The sequence below is a fragment of the Neisseria mucosa genome, from assembly GCF_013267835.1.
Lineage (GTDB): Bacteria > Pseudomonadota > Gammaproteobacteria > Burkholderiales > Neisseriaceae > Neisseria.
In genome coordinates, this window is sequence record NZ_CP053939.1 from 15987 (window position 1) to 33841 (window position 17855).

A 17855-nucleotide genomic window follows, 5' to 3' on the forward strand; every position below is an offset into this window, starting at 1 on the left:
GATATTTAAGGATATTTTTGTTTTCAGACGGCGTGTTTGATAAGGAAAAACATGTTTGCAAATTTTGATTTAGGCGTATTTCTGCTGGCAGTATTGCCTGTGTTGTTGGCCATTACCGTGCGCGAAGTGGCACGCGGTTATACGGCGCGGTATTGGGGCGACCATACCGGCGAGCAGCTTGGGCGTTTGACGCTCAATCCGCTGCCGCACATCGACCCTGTCGGTACGATTGTCGTGCCGCTGGTGTGTCTGATGATAGGCAGTTTTCTGTTCGGCTGGGCGCGTCCCATGCCCATCGATTCGCGTAATTTCCGCGATCCGCGCCGCGCGTGGCGTTGGGTGTCTATTTCAGGCCCGATTGCCAATCTGATTTTGGCGTTCTTTTGGGGTTTTGTGGTCGTACTTGCCGCGTATGTGCCTGAATCGTATCAAGCACCGTTGGCGCAGATGGCCGGTTACGGCGTGATGGTGAACTCGATTTGGGTTGCATTCAGCCTGATTCCGATTTTGCCTTGGGACGGCGGTATTTTTATTGATACCTTCCTTAACGCCAAGCAGTCCATGCAGTTTCGTAAAATCGAGCCATACGGCACATGGATTATCCTGATCCTGTTGTTTACAGGCCTGCTGGCCAAACTGATTTGGCCGATTATCGACATGATTCAGACCGCAGTGCAGATGGTTGTCATGTTGTTTATTTAAATGTTCTGGCTGAAAAGGCCGTCTGAAACCCAGTTTCAGACGGCCTTTTCATTGTGCAACATGTAAATACGATTGGAAAAATTTGCTTAAAAATTGTACAATTTCAGCCCCTTCAATTCGGCGCACACATCATGCACATCGGCGGCTATTTCATTGACAACCCCATCGCACTCGCCCCCATGGCAGGCATTACGGACAAACCGTTCCGCCGGATTTGCCGCGAGTTTGGCGCAGGGTGGGCGGTGTGCGAAATGCTGACCAGCGACCCGACGCTTAGAAATACCAAAAAGACCCTGCGCCGTAGCGATTTTGAAGGCGAGGGCGGAGTGGTGGCCGTCCAGATTGCCGGCAGCGATCCGCAGCAGATGGCGGAAGCCGCGCAGTATAACGTCGGCTTAGGTGCGCAGGTTATCGACATCAACATGGGCTGCCCGGCCAAAAAAGTCTGCAATGTGCAGGCAGGCAGCGCATTGATGCAAAACGAGCCTTTGGTTGCCGAAATCTTGGCAGCCGTTGTCAACGCGGTGGACGTACCCGTTACCCTCAAAACCCGTTTGGGCTGGCACGACGAACATCAAAACTTGCCGACCATCGCCAAAATCGCTGAAGAATCAGGCATTGCAGCCCTTGCCATCCACGGTCGCACACGCACGCAGATGTACAAAGGCGAAGCGCGTTACGAACTGATTGCCGAAACCAAAGGCCGTCTGAACATCCCCGTTTGGGTCAACGGCGATATTACTTCGCCGCAAAAAGCCGCCGCCGTCCTCAAACAAACCGCCGCCGACGGCATCATGATAGGGCGCGGCGCACAAGGCAGGCCGTGGCTCTTCCGTGATTTAAAACATTATGCCGAACACGGTGTTTTACCGCCGGCCTTGAGCTTGGCAGAATGCAACGCCACCATTTTGAACCACATCCGCGCCATGCACGCGTTTTATGGCGAAGTCGCCGGCGTGCGCATCGCCCGCAAACACATTGGCTGGTACATCGACGAAATGCCCGACGGCGAACACACACGCCGGGACATCAACCGATTGGACAGCGCCGCGGCACAATACGATACCCTTGCCGCCTATCTTGAGACGCTTTCAGAGAAAACCGACCGCTGGGTATGCCACTATCGGGAAGGCTAAAGGGTTTCAGACGGCCTCATCATTTAAAAATAAATCCATTTAAAAACAAATCTAAAGAAAGACAATCACGATGAATCAAACGACGACTGACATTGCGCAATGTATTGAACAAAACTTACGACAATACTTCAAAGACTTAGATGGTACGGAACCTTGCGGCGTGTATGATATGGTGTTGCATCAAGTGGAAAAGCCGATGCTTGCCTGCGTAATGGAGCAATGCGGCGGCAACCAGTCTAAAGCTGCCGTTATTTTGGGTTTGAACCGCAATACCCTGCGTAAAAAATTACAACAGCACGGTATGCTGTAATACGGCAGAGCAACCCGTCCTGACGGTCGAAGGAGAAATAACAATGCAAAATCCGAATAAATTAAATATCCATTTCATCCTGCACGAGGCATTTGAAGTGCCGGGCGCATATTTGAAATGGGCGCAATGGCGCGGACATAACATCAGTGCAACCAAAGTGTACGAATGTGAAACCCTGCCTGACAATGTGGACGATATAGATTTTTTGATTGTGATGGGCGGGCCGCAATCGCCTGATGAAGACAGGCAGACATTCCCGTATTACGACCCCAAATCCGAGCTGCGCCTGATGCGTCAGGCGATGGCGGCGGATAAATATATTGTCGGCGTGTGTTTGGGTGCGCAGCTTTTATCCGTTGCCTACGGCGCGCGCCACACACGCAGCCCTGAGCGTGAAATCGGCATTTATCCGATTGAGCTGACGGCGGAAGGTCTGGCGGATGCCCATGTTTCCCTGTTGTGCAAAACCCTGAATACCGGCCATTGGCACGGCGATATGCCCGGTTTGACGGATGAGGCGGTTGTGTTGGCAACCAGCAAAGGCTGTCCGCGCCAGATTATCCGTTTTGCGTCCAAACATTATGCCTTCCAGGCTCATTTGGAGTTTGACCGCGAAGCCGTCGGGCTGCTGATTGCGGCGGACGGGCGCGACAATGTGGCCGAACAAAGTCAAGCTCAAACTTATGTCCAGCATCCGGATAAAATCGAAGCGGCGGATTTCAGTGAAATGAATGCCAAACTCTTCGACTTTTTGGATTCGCTGACGCAGACAAAATAAAAAAGGCCAAAATCCCGCCAGGCCGTCTGAATAATAAATATAGAGAAGAAACGATTAACCCTTTTTAAAAGGTCGGACCATGTTCTATCAAATACTTGCCCTGCTGATTTGGGGCAGCTCTTTTATCGCTGCTAAGTATTCTTACGAGATGATCGACCCAGCGCTGATGGTCGAGGCGCGTTTGTTGATTGCCGCGTTGATGGTGTTGCCGTCATGCCGCCGTTATTTGGGCAGGATTCCGCGGAGCGAATGGAAGCCCTTGTTGTGGATTTCCTTTGTCAATTACGTTGTCGTTTTGATGCTCCAGTTTATCGGTTTGAAATACACATCTGCCGCCAGCGCGATTACCATGGTCGGGCTGGAGCCTTTGCTGGTCGTCTTTGTCGGCCATTTCTTCTTCAACGACAAAGCCAAACTGTACCACTGGATTTGCTGCGCGGCGGCGTTTGCCGGCGTGGGCATGATGGTATTGGGCGGCGCGGAAGAGGGCGGTTCGATTGACTGGTTCGGCTGTTTGCTGATTTTGCTCGCAGGATTCGGTTTCGCCGGCGTGATACGTCCGAGCCAAAAAATGATTGCCCGTATCGGTGCGCCCGCATTTACCGCGGCTTCCATGGCGGCGGCGGCGCTGTTGTGCCTGCCGTTTTCGCTGGTGTTGGCAGACAGCTATCAAATCAACTGGTCGTGGGGCGGCACGTTGTCGGTGTTGTATATGGGGATTGGCTGCAGCTGGCTCGCCTATCTGTTGTGGAACAAAGGCATGAACAAAGTCCCTGCCAACGTCTCCGGCCTGCTGATTTCGCTCGAGCCCGTCATCGGCGTTATCATGGCGGTGTTGATTTTGGGCGAACATTTAAGCAGCATGGCCGCGCTGGGCATTACCGTCGTCATTTCGTCCACTTTTGTCGCCGGAGTGTTGGCGCGTATCGGCAGCAAACACAAAAAGGCCGTCTGAAAACAGTTTCAGACGGCCTGAAATAGCCGTACTTTTTCAATCAAACATTTTGGGAAAATTTCTATGAAACGCATCATCTCCCTGCTTTTGCTTGCCTGCCCCGTTTTGGCGTCGGCTGCACCCGATAACGACAAAGCCGCCGTACAGGCCGTCATTGCCAAGCATTACAACCGACCGCTTGCCGCGCACAAATGCCAGCTTACCGAGCCGCCGAAAGACGGACAGGCACCATCTAACAACATCATGTATTGCATGAAACCCGTTGCCGACCATACCGTAACGCGCAACGGCAAAGCCGCGCGCTATGTGCTGTACACAGGTTTTGCCTACGATATGGAACAAAAAATAAAACAGGACGCCCATGCTTCTCCCGGCCTTGTAGAATTGTTTGTTTTGGAAAAAACAGACGGCAAGTGGGCAATCAAACAGCACGGAAGAGATGAAATCGGCGCATGGGGGGATGTGCCGGAGAATAAGGCGTGGAAGTTTGTTCAGGTGGGCGCGCAAAACTGGGGCTACACTGTCGAGTCAAGTTATACAGGCCAAGGCGACACGACGACTTCGCAAAACTTCCTGTTTACCGATGATAGCAACCGCATCCGTAAAAGCTTTATTATCAGCGGTAACGATAACGGCGCATATTTTGGCGATTGCGATGAATTGAAAGGGCGTGAAAAACGAGACTGCAAAGACAGATATACCAGCATGGAAGCCAAAATTGCTTTTGACAAAAGCCGTCCTGCCGTATCCGGCGTGTGGGCGTTGACTGCAAAACTCAGCGGCGTATCAGGAAAGAAAAATTATAAAAATCAGAAATATATTTTCCCTTATAACGGTAAAACCCACGTTGCCCCCAAAAACTATCCCTTAGGCGGACAATAGTTCCCTTAAAAAACGCTTTGATCAAACCATTCATACCTCAAGTCAAAACCCGTGAAAGACACTCATAAACTCTGGGCCGCACTCATCATTACCGGCATCATCGGCGGCATGGTCGGCATTGTATTAACCGAAATTATGCATACGATTCAACATCTTGCCTATGGTTACGGTTCAGACGGCCTATACGTTTCATTCCGAGAAGGCGTAGCGCAGGCAAGCCCTGCGCGGCGTGTCGTGGTCGTGGCCTGTTGCGGTGTGGTGGTCGGCTTGGGGTGGTGGTTGCTCAAACGCTACGGCAGGCAGCAACCGGGTATCAAAGCCGTGGTTAAAAATCCGCTTGCCGGTTTTCCGTTTTTTGAAACCGTCAGCCATGCCCTGTTGCAAATCATTACTGTCGGGCTGGGCTCGCCGCTCGGCCGCGAAGTTGCGCCGCGCGAAATGACCGCCGCTTTCGCCTCGGTCGGCATCAACCGTTTCGGGTTGAGCGAAGACGATGCAAGGCTGGTCATCGCGTGTGCCTCGGGTGCAGGTTTGGCGGCCGTGTATAACGTGCCACTCGCCTCCACACTTTTCATCCTCGAAGCCATGCTGGGCGTATGGACGCAGCAAGCCGTCGCCGCCGCATTGCTGACTTCCGTCATCGCCACCGCCGTCTCACGCATCGGCTTGGGCGACGTACAGCAATATCATCCGGCCAACCTTTCCATCAACACCTCATTACTTTGGTTTTCCGCCATCATCGGCCCGATACTGGGCGCAACCGCCGTCTTTTTCCAGCGCACCGCCCAAAAATTCCCCTTCATCAAGCGCGACAACATCAAAATCATTCCCTTGGCCGTCTGCATGTTTGCACTCATCGGCGCGATTGCCGTTTGGTTTCCCGAAATTTTGGGCAACGGCAAAGCAGGCAACCAATTGACCTTTGGCGGTATGACCGACTGGCAACACAGCCTTGAGCTGACCGCCGTCAAATGGCTGGTCGTTTTGATGGCGCTGGCGGCAGGCGCATACGGCGGCCTGATTACCCCGTCCATGATGCTCGGCAGTACCATCGCCTTTTCCGCCGCAGCCGCGTGGAACACCTTTTTCCCCGAAATGTCGTCCGAAAGCGCGGCCGTTGTCGGCGCCGCCGTTTTCCTCGGCGTTTCCCTCAAAATGCCCCTGACGGCCATCGTCTTTGTTTTAGAACTCACCTACGCCCCCGTTGCCTTGCTCATGCCCTTATGCGCAGGCATGGCAGGCGCAGTATGCGTGGCGAAGAAAATGGGATTTAAATAGTCAAAAACATCAGGCCGTCTGAAACCGAGTTTCAGACGGCCTTTTACAATAAAATTGTCAACAATATCTATAAAAACCTACTGCCAAAAAGGCGAAAATAGCGGATAATACCGCCCTGAAAATTCATCCCATATCGATTAAACCTTCAACAAAGGAAATCTCATGTCTTCCATCAAACGCGCCCTGATCAGCCTGTCCGACAAGACAGGCGCAGTCGAATTTGCCCAAACCCTGACCAAGCTCGGTGTTGAAATCCTCTCTACCGGCGGTACAGCAAAGCTCTTGGCTGATGCAGGCGTTCCCGTTATCGAAGTTGCCGACTATACCGGTTTTCCCGAAATGCTCGACGGCCGCGTGAAAACCCTGCATCCGAAAATCCACGGCGGCATCCTCGGCCGTCGCGATTTAGACGAGCACGTCGCCAAGATGGAAGAACACGGCATCGGCAATATCGATTTAGTGTGCGTCAATCTTTATCCCTTCGCCGCCACCATCGCCAAACCAAACTGCACACTGGAAGACGCGATTGAAAACATCGACATCGGCGGCCCGACCATGGTGCGCTCCGCCGCGAAAAACTGGAAACACGTCGCCATCGTTACCGACACAGCCGATTTCCCGGCCATCGCAGCCGAACTCGAAGCCAACAACGGCGCCTTGAGCGACAAAACCCGCTTCAACCTTTCACGCAAAGCATTCAGCCATACCGCCCAATACGACGGCATGATTTCCAACTACCTGACCTCGCTTTCAGACGACGTCTTGAGCGGTCAGCCCCAAATCGGCGAATTTCCAAGCCAGTTCAACCAAAGCTGGATTAAAGTGCAAGACATGCGTTACGGCGAAAACCCGCACCAACGCGCTGCGTTCTACCGCGATATTTACCCTGCCGCAGGTAGCCTTTCTGCCTACAAACAGCTGCAAGGCAAAGAATTGTCTTACAACAACATTGCCGATGCCGATGCTGCCTGGGAAGCCGTCAAATCCTTCGACGCGCCCGCCTGCGTGATCGTGAAACACGCCAACCCGTGCGGTGTCGCCGTTGCCGCCGATACATTGACCGCCTACAAACTCGCCTACGCTACCGACACCACCAGCGCATTCGGCGGCATCATCGCCTTCAACCGCGAAGTGGACGGCGAAACCGTCAAACAAATTACCGACAACCAATTTATGGAAGTCCTCATGGCGCCGAAGTTCACCGCCGAAGCCCTCGAAATTGCCGCTGCCAAGAAAAACGTGCGCGTATTGGAAGTGCCGCTCGAAGCAGGTGCCAACCGCTTTGAACTCAAACGCGTCGGCGGCGGACTGTTGGTACAAACGCCCGACATCCACCGCATCAGCCGCGCCGATTTGAAAGTCGTCTCCAAACGCGAACCGACCGAGCAAGAATGGAACGACCTGATGTTTGTATGGAACGTCGCAAAATACGTCAAATCTAACGCCATCGTCTTCGGCAAAGGCGGTCAAACCTACGGCATCGGCGCAGGCCAAATGAGCCGCGTGGACAGCACCCGCATCGCCGCCCGCAAAGCGCAAGATGCCAATTTCGACCTCAACGGTGCATGTGCCGCTTCCGATGCCTTCTTCCCATTCCGCGACGGCGTAGATGTCATTGCCGAGCAGGGCATCAAAGCCATCATCCACCCCGCAGGCTCCATGCGCGACCAAGAAGTCTTTGACGCAGCGGACGAACACGGCATCGCCATGGTCGTAACCGGCATCCGCCATTTCCGCCACTGATAAGCTGATATAAAATAAAGGCCGTCTGAAAACCGATTTCAGACGGCCTAAGTTTTAATATATGGGATAAGTCATGTCTTTTAGCCAAGCCGAGTTAGTAGATTTTGCTGCCAATCTTTTTGTTAACTATGACGAAGGTTTTGAAGGGGATGCGCCGCTTACGGATGAGATTATTGCGCGCGTGGAAGAGGAGCTGGGCTATTCTCTGCCCATTGACTATATAGCTTTGATGCGCCAGAAAAATGGCGGTAGTTTGAAACGTTGTTTTTTTCGTTATACCGATATGGATGGATATGAATGCGAACTAATGGTTCGTGGTATATATGGAATTGGTTTTACGAATAATAATGCCCTATGCGGTAAAATGGGCAGTCGTTTTTTGGAAGATCCTAAAAATCACGCATTGCCGCATATTGGCGTTTACTTTGCCGAAGAAGATAGTGGGCACGGATTTTTTGCGCTGGATTATCGCAACATAAATGCCGATGGTGAGCCACCGGTTATCAATATTTATTTGGATAATTTTCATGAAGAATGTATTGCCGACAGCTTTGCTGATTTTGTCCGTCGTTTGACTGCAGACAAGTAAGTAGAGCGGATAAGTAGTTAGGATTTCAAATATTCCTGTTACCGATAAGCTGATATAAAATAAAGGCCGTCTGAAAACAAAGTTTCAATATCATGAAACCTGTTTTCAGACGGCCTTCTTCAATCATCAAACAATTTAGCGGTTTAACTGCAAATCAGGACAAAGCAACCAAGCCCCGGCCCGTCCGATTAATACGGCAACACAACGCCACACAAGTCTAAAACCAACCTACTCAGAGAAAAACATGAAACACATTCTCCTCATCCTTACCCTTGCCACACTCACCGCCTGCGCCTCCAGCCATACCGGAGGCTACGGCTATGCCGGCAACAACGGCGCTTCAGCAGGCGTAACCCAAACATTCCGTTGGTAAGGCCGTCTGAAAAAACAACACAGTTTTCTACAATAAAGAACAAACAAATCCCAAACGTAAAGGCAAGTTTTACACTTGCCTTTTTAACGCTGTCCATCGGCTCAATAGCGCATAAATTCGTGTCATTTGCCCGCTGTTTGCTATGTTAGAAAACGTCAAAGGCCGTCTGAAAACAGGCTATATAAACCCATCACACGGTTTAAACCGATCCTTGATACAAATCTCATTAATTCTCTAAATAAAAGCTGACATCTAAATCTATCACTAAAATAACTATCCTGTTAACATATTATTTAACAATCATTATTGTTTAAAAATTTCAACAAAAATCATATAATTATAAAAATCGTTTAAAAAAAGCAACAAGTAAATCTAACGGGCATGACCGTTGAGGCCGAAAAAATAACACTTTATCGGAAGAGTTGATTTGTAAAACCAAACGCATATAAAATTTGGACAAGGATTCCGAATGCATTGATAGAAGCTGACAAAAAGTGACTTGTTAAGAAACAAGCTGACAAAAAACGGCACATCGTTTCCCAAACTTCACAAGCTTCCCAAAATGTATCAGCATAAAATCCCATAAAACAGGCTTTTAGCTGCTATTCGGCCGAGTGGAGACTTTTGGCACGGGAATTGCATACAGGAGATTACGGCATGAAACCGCATAAAGGGGAGACTCTGAAATGCGGCAAATGTGTGGACAGGCGGTTTACAGCCGAGCAACACGTCCCAAAAGAAATCAAACCCCTTACAGGAAAATCGATATGAATAAAGTCTTTAAAGTCATTTGGAACCACGCGACCCAGACATGGACCGCGGTTTCCGAGATCAGCCATGCACACGGCAAAAAATCCGCTTCTGACAAGCGTAAAGCCGTAGCTGCTGCAGTGGTTGCAGCAGGTGCTTTGATGGCATCTAGCGGAGCAGAGGCCGATGTAAGATTGGGAGGTAGCGCAGTAAACATCACTCCTGATGGCACTTACAACGGTTCTAACAGAAACGTTGGTGTCAACTCTGTTGTAGTGGGTTATCAAAATACTGCCAGCAGTCAAGATGGCACTATCGCTTACGGTGCTAACAATACTGCGACTGCAAACGCAGCATTGGCAGTAGGTAATAACAATATCGCAACCGGCGGTGCATCGACTGCAATGGGTGTAAGCTCTGTTGCAAGTGGTGAAGCTTCTGTTGCAATCGGTAATGTAGCCCAAGCAACTCAAATTCGTGCGACTGCAGTAGGTAACCGTGCAACTGCTACTCAAGACTCCGCAAGTGCATTCGGTAACCGTGCAAATGCTGGTGCACAATTTGCAACAGCTATTGGTGATAACTCCAATGCAAATGCTGCTGCAGTTGCTGTAGGTACGCATGCAAACGCCGAAAAACAAGATTCTATCGCTATTGGTAATAACGCTCATGGTGCTTGGACCAATACTATTGCTGTCGGTAAAGATACTGTAGCAAGTAAAGACCATGCGATGGCAATGGGTACCAGCTCAAATGCGTCAGGTGTTCAAGCTGTCGGCGTTGGTTCATATACAAAAGCAGAAGGTAATCTGACAGTTGCAGTTGGTCCATATGCGCAAGCCAATAAAGAAGCTGCAGTTGCTGTAGGTTCTAACGCTACTGCTGCTGAGTCTAACTCTATTGCTGTGGGTCAAACTGCCACTGCGTCTAACAATAACTCCATTGCTGTCGGTACTAAAACAGTTTCTAGAGGCGATAACGCAATTGGTATCGGTGCTTATGCTGAATCAACTGCTAACCGTGGTACCGCTATCGGCGTATTGTCTCAAGCTAATGGCACAGGCTCATTTGCTGGTGGTGCATCCGCTCAAGCAACAGGTGAAAATTCTGTAGCTATTGGCGGTGCGATGGATGGTACTCTGGGTAATAAAGCAGGTACTGCTGCTAAAGCAATCGGTAACAACTCTATCGCTTTGGGTACTCAATCTAAAGCTGCTGGCAATAACTCTATCGCTCAAGGTAACGGTGCAACTGCTAAGCAAGCTGCTGACGTTGCCGTAGGTCATGCTGCTACAGCTGACGGTACTTCTACTGGCGCTGATGGCGACGGCGTAGTAAATAATGCCGGTTCGGCAATGGCAATCGGTACAGAAGCTCAAGCAACCGGTATCGTAGCAACAGCCATCGGTGAGCGCTCTAAAGCTCTGGCAACCGGCGACAAAGGTGAAAAAGGTGATACCGGCGCAACTGGCGCAACTGGCGCAACCGGCGACAAAGGTGAAAAAGGTGACACCGGCGCAACTGGCGCAACCGGCGACAAAGGTGAAAAAGGTGACACCGGCGCAACTGGCGCAACCGGCGACAAAGGTGAAAAAGGTGACACCGGCGCAACTGGCGCAACCGGCGACAAAGGTGAAAAAGGTGACACCGGCGCAACTGGCGCAACCGGCGACAAAGGTGAAAAAGGTGACACCGGCGCAACTGGCGCAACCGGCGACAAAGGTGAAAAAGGTGATACCGGCGCAACTGGCGCAACCGGCGACAAAGGTGAAAAAGGTGATACCGGCGCAACTGGCGCAACCGGCGACAAAGGTGAAAAAGGTGATACCGGCGCAACTGGCGCAACCGGCGACAAAGGTGAAAAAGGTGATACCGGCGCAACTGGCGCAACCGGCGACAAAGGTGAAAAAGGTGATACCGGCGCTACTGGCGCAACCGGCGACAAAGGTGAAAAAGGTGATACCGGCGCTACTGGCGCAACCGGCGACAAAGGTGAAAAAGGTGATACCGGCGCTACTGGCGCAACCGGCGACAAAGGTGAAAAAGGTGATACCGGCGCAACTGGCGCAACCGGCGACAAAGGTGAAAAAGGTGAACCGGCGCAACTGGCGCAACCGGCGACAAAGGTGAAAAAGGTGACACCGGCGCAACTGGCGCAACCGGCGACAAAGGTGAAAAAGGTGACACCGGCGCAACTGGCGCAACCGGCGACAAAGGTGAAAAAGGTGACACCGGCGCAACTGGCGCAACCGGCGACAAAGGTGAAAAAGGTGACACCGGCGCAACTGGCGCAACCGGCGACAAAGGTGAAAAAGGTGATACCGGCGCAACTGGCGCAACTGGCGCAACCGGCGACAAAGGTGAAAAAGGTGACACCGGCGCTAAAGGTGATACTGGTGAAAAAGGTGGCAGCATCACAGGTGAAGTTGTAGATAATGGTGACGGTACCCATACAATCACTATTACTGATCTTGAGACCGGTTCAGTCACTACTACTATCGTTAAAGATGGTAAAGACGGTGTAGATGGTAAGAACGCTGAAGCCGACGTTAAAGACAACGGCGACGGTACCCACACTGTAACCATCAAAGACGGTAACGGTAACACCACTACTACCATCATTAAAGACGGTGCAACTGGTGCCAAAGGTGATACCGGCGCAACTGGTGCAACCGGTGCAGATGGTAAGAACGCTGAAGCCGACGTTAAAGACAACGGTAACGGCACTCATACTGTAACCATCAAAGACGGTAACGGTAACACCACTACTACCATCGTTAAAGACGGTGCAACTGGTGCCAAAGGTGATACCGGCGCAACTGGTGCAACCGGTGCCGACGGTAAGAACGCTGAAGCTGACGTTAAAGACAACGGCGACGGTACTCATACTGTAACCATCAAAGACGGTAACGGTAACACCACTACTACCATCATTAAAGATGGTGCAACTGGTGCCAAAGGTGACACTGGTGCAGATGGTAAGAACGCTGAAGCCGACGTTAAAGACAACGGCGACGGTACTCACACTGTAACCATCAAAGACGGTAACGGTAACACCACTACTACCATCGTTAAAGACGGTGCAACTGGTGCTAAAGGTGACACTGGTGCCGACGGTAAGAACGCTGAAGCCGACGTTAAAGACAACGGCGACGGTACTCATACTGTAACCATCAAAGACGGTAACGGTAACACTACTACTACCATCGTTAAAGACGGTGCAACTGGTGCCAAAGGCGATACCGGCGCAACTGGTGCAACCGGTGCAGACGGTAAGAACGCTGAAGCCGACGTTAAAGACAACGGCGACGGTACCCACACTGTAACCATCAAAGACGGTAACGGTAACACCACTACTACCATCGTTAAAGACGGTGCAACTGGTGCCAAAGGTGACACTGGTGCCGACGGTAAGAACGCTGAAGCCGACGTTAAAGACAACGGCGACGGTACCCACACTGTAACCATCAAAGACGGTAACGGTAACACCACTACTACCATCGTTAAAGACGGTGCAACTGGTGCCAAAGGTGACACTGGTGCCGACGGTAAGAACGCTGAAGCCGACGTTAAAGACAACGGCGACGGTACCCACACTGTAACCATCAAAGACGGTAACGGTAACACCACTACTACCATCGTTAAAGACGGTGCAACTGGTGCCGATGGTAAGAATGCCAAAGCTGATGTTAAAGACAATGGCGACGGTACTCATACAGTGACCATCGTTGACGGTGATGGTAAAACTACTACCACTATCGTTAAAGACGGTAAGAACGCTGAAGCCGAAGTTAAAGACAACGGCGACGGTACTCATACTGTAACCATCAAAGACGGTAACGGTAACACTACTACTACTGTTGTTAAAGACGGTGCAACTGGTGCCAAAGGCGATACCGGCGCAACTGGCGCAACTGGTGCCGACGGTAAGAACGCTGAAGCCGAAGTTAAAGACAACGGCGACGGTACCCACACTGTAACCATCAAAGACGGTAACGGTAACACCACTACTACCATCGTTAAAGACGGTGCAACTGGTGCCAAAGGTGAAGCCGGTAATACTGGTGCAACTGGTGCCGATGGTAAGAATGCCAAAGCTGATGTGAAAGACAATGGCGACGGTACTCATACAGTGACCATCGTTGACGGTGATGGTAAAACTACTACCACTATCGTTAAAGACGGTAAGAACGCTGAAGCCGAAGTTAAAGACAACGGCGACGGTACTCATACTGTAACCATCAAAGACGGTAACGGTAACACCACTACTACCATCGTTAAAGACGGTGCAACTGGTGCCAAAGGTGAAGCCGGTAATACTGGTGCAACTGGTGCCGATGGTAAGAATGCCAAAGCTGATGTGAAAGACAATGGCGACGGTACTCATACAGTGACCATCGTTGACGGTGACGGTAAAACTACTACCACTATCGTTAAAGACGGTAAGAACGCTGAAGCCGAAGTTAAAGACAACGGCGACGGTACTCACACTGTAACCATCAAAGACGGTAACGGTAACACCACTACTACCATCGTTAAAGACGGTGCAACTGGTGCTAAAGGTGAAGCCGGTAATACGGGTGCAACTGGTGCCGATGGTAAGAATGCCAAAGCTGATGTTAAAGACAATGGTGACGGTACTCATACAGTGACCATCGTTGACGGTGACGGTAAAACTACTACTACTATCGTTAAAGATGGTGCTACTGGTGCCGACGGTAAGAATGCTGAAGCCGACGTTAAAGACAACGGCGACGGTACTCACACTGTAACCATCAAAGACGGTAACGGTAATACCACTACTACCATCGTTAAAGACGGTGCAACTGGTGCCAAAGGTGACACTGGTGCCGACGGTAAGAACGCTGAAGCCGACGTTAAAGACAACGGCGACGGTACTCATACTGTAACCATCAAAGACGGTAACGGTAACACCACTACTACTGTCGTTAAAGACGGTGCAACCGGTCCTAAAGGTGACAAAGGTGACCCAGGCGATAAAGGCGTCCAAGGCGATAAAGGTGACAAAGGTGATACCGGTGCTACTGGCGCTAAAGGTGAAGATGGTAAGAATGCCAAAGCTGCTGTTAAAGACAACAAAGATGGCACTCATACTGTAACCATTACTGATGGTGACGGTGAAACCACCACCACTATCGTTAAAGACGGTAAGAATGCCAAAGCTGTTGTTGAAGACAACAAAGATGGTACTCATACTGTAACCATTACTGATGGCGAAGGTAAAACCACTACCACCATCGTTAAAGACGGTGCAACTGGCGCTACCGGTGCTAAAGGTGAAGACGGTAAGAACGCTGAAGCTAAAGTTGAAACTACAGGCAAAGGCGAACATACTGTAACCATCAAAGACGGTAACGGTAATACCACTACTACCATCATTAGAGATGGTAAAGACGGTAAAGATGCTGATGGCAAGTTCGGTCTGCGTGATGAGGACAGTGCTGAAATCACCAAACCACTGAATAACACTATTCAGATTAAAGGTGATGCGGGTACTAAAGTTCAAGTATTCGACAAAGCAACCGGTAAGACTTCAGAGAAAGAAGTTCAAAACATCTTCGTTAAGAAAGACGGCGATGCGCTGAAAGTCAGCTTGAACCCTGATCTGACCGTTAACAGTGTTACTACTAACGAACTGAAAGCAGGTCCTGTAACCATCAACCAAGGTGGTATCGATGCCGGCAACACTACTATTAAAAATGTTGCTCCAGGTAAAAACGGTACCGATGCGGTTAACGTTGACCAGCTGAACCAAAAATTCGGCGATGTGAACAGCAATGTGAACAAGGTTGACAACAACGCCCGCGCAGGTGTGGCTCAAGCCTTGGCTACTGCCGGTCTGCCACAAGCTTACTTGCCAGGTAAGAGCATGTTGGCTATCGGTGGCGGTCACTACCGCGGTGAAACCGGTTACGCTGTCGGCTTCTCTAGCATCTCCGATGGTGGTAACTGGATCATCAAAGGTACTGCTTCCGGCAACTCACGTGGTCACTTCGGTGCTACTGCAGCAGTTGGTTACCAATGGTAATCTGACTTTCAGACGGCCTGAAAAGGCCGTCTGAAAAGACGAAGCAAAGTAAATGCGGCCTATTTAGGCCGCATTTTTTTATGCTTAGATTATGTTTTGAATTTATTTGATGAATTAATCAGGACAGTAGCCAAAGATAAATGAATATATCTTTAGCAGTCTGTTGCAATTCAAAAGGCCGTCTGAAACATCATTGGATGCTTCAGACGGCCTTTCTTTTATTCGCACTATATGCCATTAATCCCAAATATTTGCGCGTTCGACTTCTTTCCATGCGTCTAGAATCAGGCTGCCGTCGTTGTCTTTCAGCAAAGTAGCATCTGAGAGCATACGGCGCCAAGTGCGGGCATTTTTTAGGCCGTGCATTAAGCCTAGTGCGTGGCGGACGATGTGGCGCAGGATGGTGCCGCGTCCTGAAGCGATTTGTTCGCGACTGTATGCGTATAGCCAAGCCGCTAAATCTGCGTATTGGATTGGTGCGTGTGCGTCGTTGTAAAACAGTGCATCCCAATCACGCATCAGCATTGGATTGTGATAAGCCTCGCGCCCGATCATGACGCCATCGACAAATTTTAAGTGTTCGGCGATTTCTTCGTTGGTGGTGATGCCGCCGTTAATCAAAATTTCCAAGTCGGGAAAATCTTGTTTTAAGCGATATATGTATTCATATTTGAGTGGCGGAACTTCGCGGTTTTCTTTCGGGGATAAACCGTCCAGCCAAGCATTACGTGCATGGACGATAAATGTGCGGCAGGCTGTTTTTTCGCGAAGTGCTCCCACAAAATCTGCCACGACTTGATATTCTGTCTGTCTGTCTACACCAATGCGGTGTTTGACCGTTACCGGAATTTCAACTGCATCCTGCATCGCATTCAAACAATCTGCCACCAAATCTACATCATTCATCAGGCAAGCGCCGAAAGCGCCTTTTTGAACGCGTGGGCTGGGGCAACCGCAATTTAGGTTGACTTCATTATAGCCATACGCCTCAGCTGCTTTAGCGGCGATTGCCAAGTCATGCGGATCTGAACCGCCAAGCTGTAAAGCTACCGGTTGCTCGCCTTCGTTGAAACTTAAAAAACGGTCTTTATCTCCATAAACCACCGCGCCTGAATTGACCATTTCGCTATAAAGCCAGGCATTGCGTGTAATTTGTCGCGCCATAAAGCGATAGTGTCTGTCTGTCCAATCGAGCATGGGGGCAACAGACAAGCGGCGGGAAGGTAGGGAAGAAGCAGACATTGAGATGGCTTTCAAACAAAATAACGCATTATATAGTGTATCAAATTGACTTTCGATATTAGCAGTAAATCAAAATGATATCTAAGGTGTTGTAGCTGAGGCTAAATCTATTCATGGTGGTGGAAATCCAATATTCAGACGGCCAAATAAGTTTTAAAATATCAAACAACAAACCATTAGAATGATAAGGAAAAAAACATGGCACAATTTTTCGCCATCCATCCCGATAACCCCCAAGACCGCCTCATTAAGCAAGCCGCCGATATTGTCCGCAGTGGCGGCGTTATCGTTTACCCTACGGATTCCTGCTATGCGCTGGGTTGCAAACTTGGCGATAAAACCGCGATGGAGCGCATACTCACGATTCGCAAAATCGATCAAAAACACCATTTGACTCTGATGTGTGCCGATTTGAGCGAATTGGGTACTTACGCCAAAGTAGATAATGCCCAATTCCGCCAGCTCAAAGCAGCTACGCCCGGAAGCTACACCTTTATCCTGCAGGCAACCAAAGAAGTACCCAATCGTACGCTTCACCCCAAGCGCAAAACCATCGGCCTGCGTGTTCCTGATAACGCTACTGCCTTGGCACTTTTGCAAGAATTGGGCGAACCTATTTTAAGTTGTACCCTTATGCTGCCCGAAGACGAAGAGCCATTGACCGATCCATACGAAATTCGAGACCGTCTTGAGCATGCTGTTGATTTGGTTATTGATGGCGGCTGGTGCGGTACTGAGCCGACGACGGTTATCGATATGACCGATGGCACCGAGCTGATTCGTCAAGGCAAGGGCGATATTGCCGTATTCGGTTTGTAAAACCATCCGCGTTTGTATAAGTAAGGATATGCGTATTCTTTCTATGATGTATTAAAAGCATATTGCCGATTTTATTGATAGCTTAAAAAACAAATTATTCAATTAAGTAGTTGTTCAATATCATTTCATTAAAGGCCGTCTGAAACATTTCAGACGGCCTTTCTCTTTCGTTTTTTTAATAAATAATTCATTTTAAATAATATTTCAAATAATTGGCATATGGCTTGCATGATTACTGTGTTTACTTGT

Annotated in this window: 14 protein-coding genes and 1 pseudogene; 14 read left to right on the forward strand and 1 reads right to left on the reverse strand. The window is 49.9% G+C overall.

Annotated elements, in window-relative coordinates:
• Window positions 1-51 precede the first annotated feature (51 nt).
• The 13 genes and pseudogenes from FOC66_RS00100 to FOC66_RS10625 all read left to right on the forward strand — a co-directional run bounded on the left by FOC66_RS00100 (window position 52) and on the right by FOC66_RS10625 (window position 15545).
• A complete protein-coding gene (locus FOC66_RS00100) occupies window positions 52-702 on the forward strand; it encodes a site-2 protease family protein (protein ID WP_003748444.1) in 651 nt (216 codons plus the stop codon).
• A gap of 131 nt (window positions 703-833) precedes the next feature.
• On the forward strand, window positions 834-1838 hold the full coding sequence (gene dusB, locus FOC66_RS00105; protein ID WP_003748446.1) for a tRNA dihydrouridine synthase DusB: 1005 nt from the start codon (window positions 834-836) through the stop codon (window positions 1836-1838).
• Between the two features lie 70 nt (window positions 1839-1908).
• Window positions 1909-2148 carry a Fis family transcriptional regulator gene (locus FOC66_RS00110; RefSeq protein WP_003684241.1) on the forward strand — a complete coding sequence of 80 codons (240 nt, stop codon included), beginning with the start codon at window positions 1909-1911 and terminating at the stop codon, window positions 2146-2148.
• Between the two features lie 43 nt (window positions 2149-2191).
• The gene (locus FOC66_RS00115) at window positions 2192-2926 is read left to right on the forward strand and encodes a glutamine amidotransferase-related protein (protein ID WP_003748448.1); all 735 of its coding nucleotides are present in this window, start codon (window positions 2192-2194) and stop codon (window positions 2924-2926) included.
• Window positions 2927-3005: 79 nt separating this feature from the next.
• Window positions 3006-3881, forward strand: coding sequence for a DMT family transporter (locus FOC66_RS00120; protein ID WP_003748450.1), 876 nt, complete (start codon window positions 3006-3008; stop codon window positions 3879-3881).
• 63 nt (window positions 3882-3944) lie between these two features.
• On the forward strand, window positions 3945-4763 hold the full coding sequence (locus FOC66_RS00125; protein WP_003748452.1) for a hypothetical protein: 819 nt from the start codon (window positions 3945-3947) through the stop codon (window positions 4761-4763).
• A 108-nt stretch (window positions 4764-4871) separates the two neighbouring features.
• Window positions 4872-6041: a chloride channel protein gene (locus FOC66_RS00130; RefSeq protein WP_050787153.1), complete on the forward strand. Its 1170-nt coding sequence runs from the start codon at window positions 4872-4874 to the stop codon at window positions 6039-6041.
• Between the two features lie 162 nt (window positions 6042-6203).
• A complete protein-coding gene (gene purH, locus FOC66_RS00135; protein ID WP_003748456.1) occupies window positions 6204-7784 on the forward strand; it encodes a bifunctional phosphoribosylaminoimidazolecarboxamide formyltransferase/IMP cyclohydrolase in 1581 nt (526 codons plus the stop codon).
• 73 nt (window positions 7785-7857) lie between these two features.
• Complete coding sequence (locus FOC66_RS00140) at window positions 7858-8373, forward strand: SMI1/KNR4 family protein (RefSeq protein WP_003748457.1); 516 nt, start codon at window positions 7858-7860, stop codon at window positions 8371-8373.
• Window positions 8374-8617: 244 nt separating this feature from the next.
• Window positions 8618-8746: a hypothetical protein gene (locus FOC66_RS10790; RefSeq protein ID WP_256388401.1), complete on the forward strand. Its 129-nt coding sequence runs from the start codon at window positions 8618-8620 to the stop codon at window positions 8744-8746.
• 767 nt (window positions 8747-9513) lie between these two features.
• Window positions 9514-11928, forward strand: a complete 2415-nt coding sequence (locus FOC66_RS10795) for an ESPR-type extended signal peptide-containing protein (protein WP_217268427.1) — start codon at window positions 9514-9516, stop codon at window positions 11926-11928.
• Between the two features lie 23 nt (window positions 11929-11951).
• Window positions 11952-13112, forward strand: a pseudogene (locus tag FOC66_RS10855) (hypothetical protein); the annotation flags it as partial.
• A gap of 102 nt (window positions 13113-13214) precedes the next feature.
• Window positions 13215-15545: a YadA family autotransporter adhesin gene (locus FOC66_RS10625; protein WP_217268428.1), complete on the forward strand. Its 2331-nt coding sequence runs from the start codon at window positions 13215-13217 to the stop codon at window positions 15543-15545.
• 237 nt (window positions 15546-15782) lie between these two features.
• Here the strand turns inward: FOC66_RS10625 and dusA are convergent, their stop codons facing one another.
• A complete protein-coding gene (gene dusA / locus FOC66_RS00175) occupies window positions 15783-16787 on the reverse strand; it encodes a tRNA dihydrouridine(20/20a) synthase DusA (RefSeq protein ID WP_003748464.1) in 1005 nt (334 codons plus the stop codon).
• Window positions 16788-16985: 198 nt separating this feature from the next.
• Between dusA and FOC66_RS00180 the strand changes: the two genes are divergently transcribed.
• Complete coding sequence (locus FOC66_RS00180; protein WP_003748466.1) at window positions 16986-17606, forward strand: L-threonylcarbamoyladenylate synthase; 621 nt, start codon at window positions 16986-16988, stop codon at window positions 17604-17606.
• Window positions 17607-17855: the final 249 nt, after the last annotated feature.

What these genes read in the sequence shown, in the direction of transcription:
- FOC66_RS00100 (WP_003748444.1), top strand. Translation starts at nt 52, where the DNA reads ATGTTTGCAAATTTTGATTTAGGCGTATTTCTGCTGGCAGTATTGCCT.
- dusB (WP_003748446.1), top strand. Translation starts at nt 834, where the DNA reads ATGCACATCGGCGGCTATTTCATTGACAACCCCATCGCACTCGCCCCC.
- FOC66_RS00110 (WP_003684241.1), top strand. Translation starts at nt 1,909, where the DNA reads ATGAATCAAACGACGACTGACATTGCGCAATGTATTGAACAAAACTTA.
- FOC66_RS00115 (WP_003748448.1), top strand. Translation starts at nt 2,192, where the DNA reads ATGCAAAATCCGAATAAATTAAATATCCATTTCATCCTGCACGAGGCA.
- FOC66_RS00120 (WP_003748450.1), top strand. Translation starts at nt 3,006, where the DNA reads ATGTTCTATCAAATACTTGCCCTGCTGATTTGGGGCAGCTCTTTTATC.
- FOC66_RS00125 (WP_003748452.1), top strand. Translation starts at nt 3,945, where the DNA reads ATGAAACGCATCATCTCCCTGCTTTTGCTTGCCTGCCCCGTTTTGGCG.
- FOC66_RS00130 (WP_050787153.1), top strand. Translation starts at nt 4,872, where the DNA reads ATGGTCGGCATTGTATTAACCGAAATTATGCATACGATTCAACATCTT.
- purH (WP_003748456.1), top strand. Translation starts at nt 6,204, where the DNA reads ATGTCTTCCATCAAACGCGCCCTGATCAGCCTGTCCGACAAGACAGGC.
- FOC66_RS00140 (WP_003748457.1), top strand. Translation starts at nt 7,858, where the DNA reads ATGTCTTTTAGCCAAGCCGAGTTAGTAGATTTTGCTGCCAATCTTTTT.
- FOC66_RS10790 (WP_256388401.1), top strand. Translation starts at nt 8,618, where the DNA reads ATGAAACACATTCTCCTCATCCTTACCCTTGCCACACTCACCGCCTGC.
- FOC66_RS10795 (WP_217268427.1), top strand. Translation starts at nt 9,514, where the DNA reads ATGAATAAAGTCTTTAAAGTCATTTGGAACCACGCGACCCAGACATGG.
- dusA (WP_003748464.1), bottom strand. Translation starts at nt 16,787, where the DNA reads ATGTCTGCTTCTTCCCTACCTTCCCGCCGCTTGTCTGTTGCCCCCATG.
- FOC66_RS00180 (WP_003748466.1), top strand. Translation starts at nt 16,986, where the DNA reads ATGGCACAATTTTTCGCCATCCATCCCGATAACCCCCAAGACCGCCTC.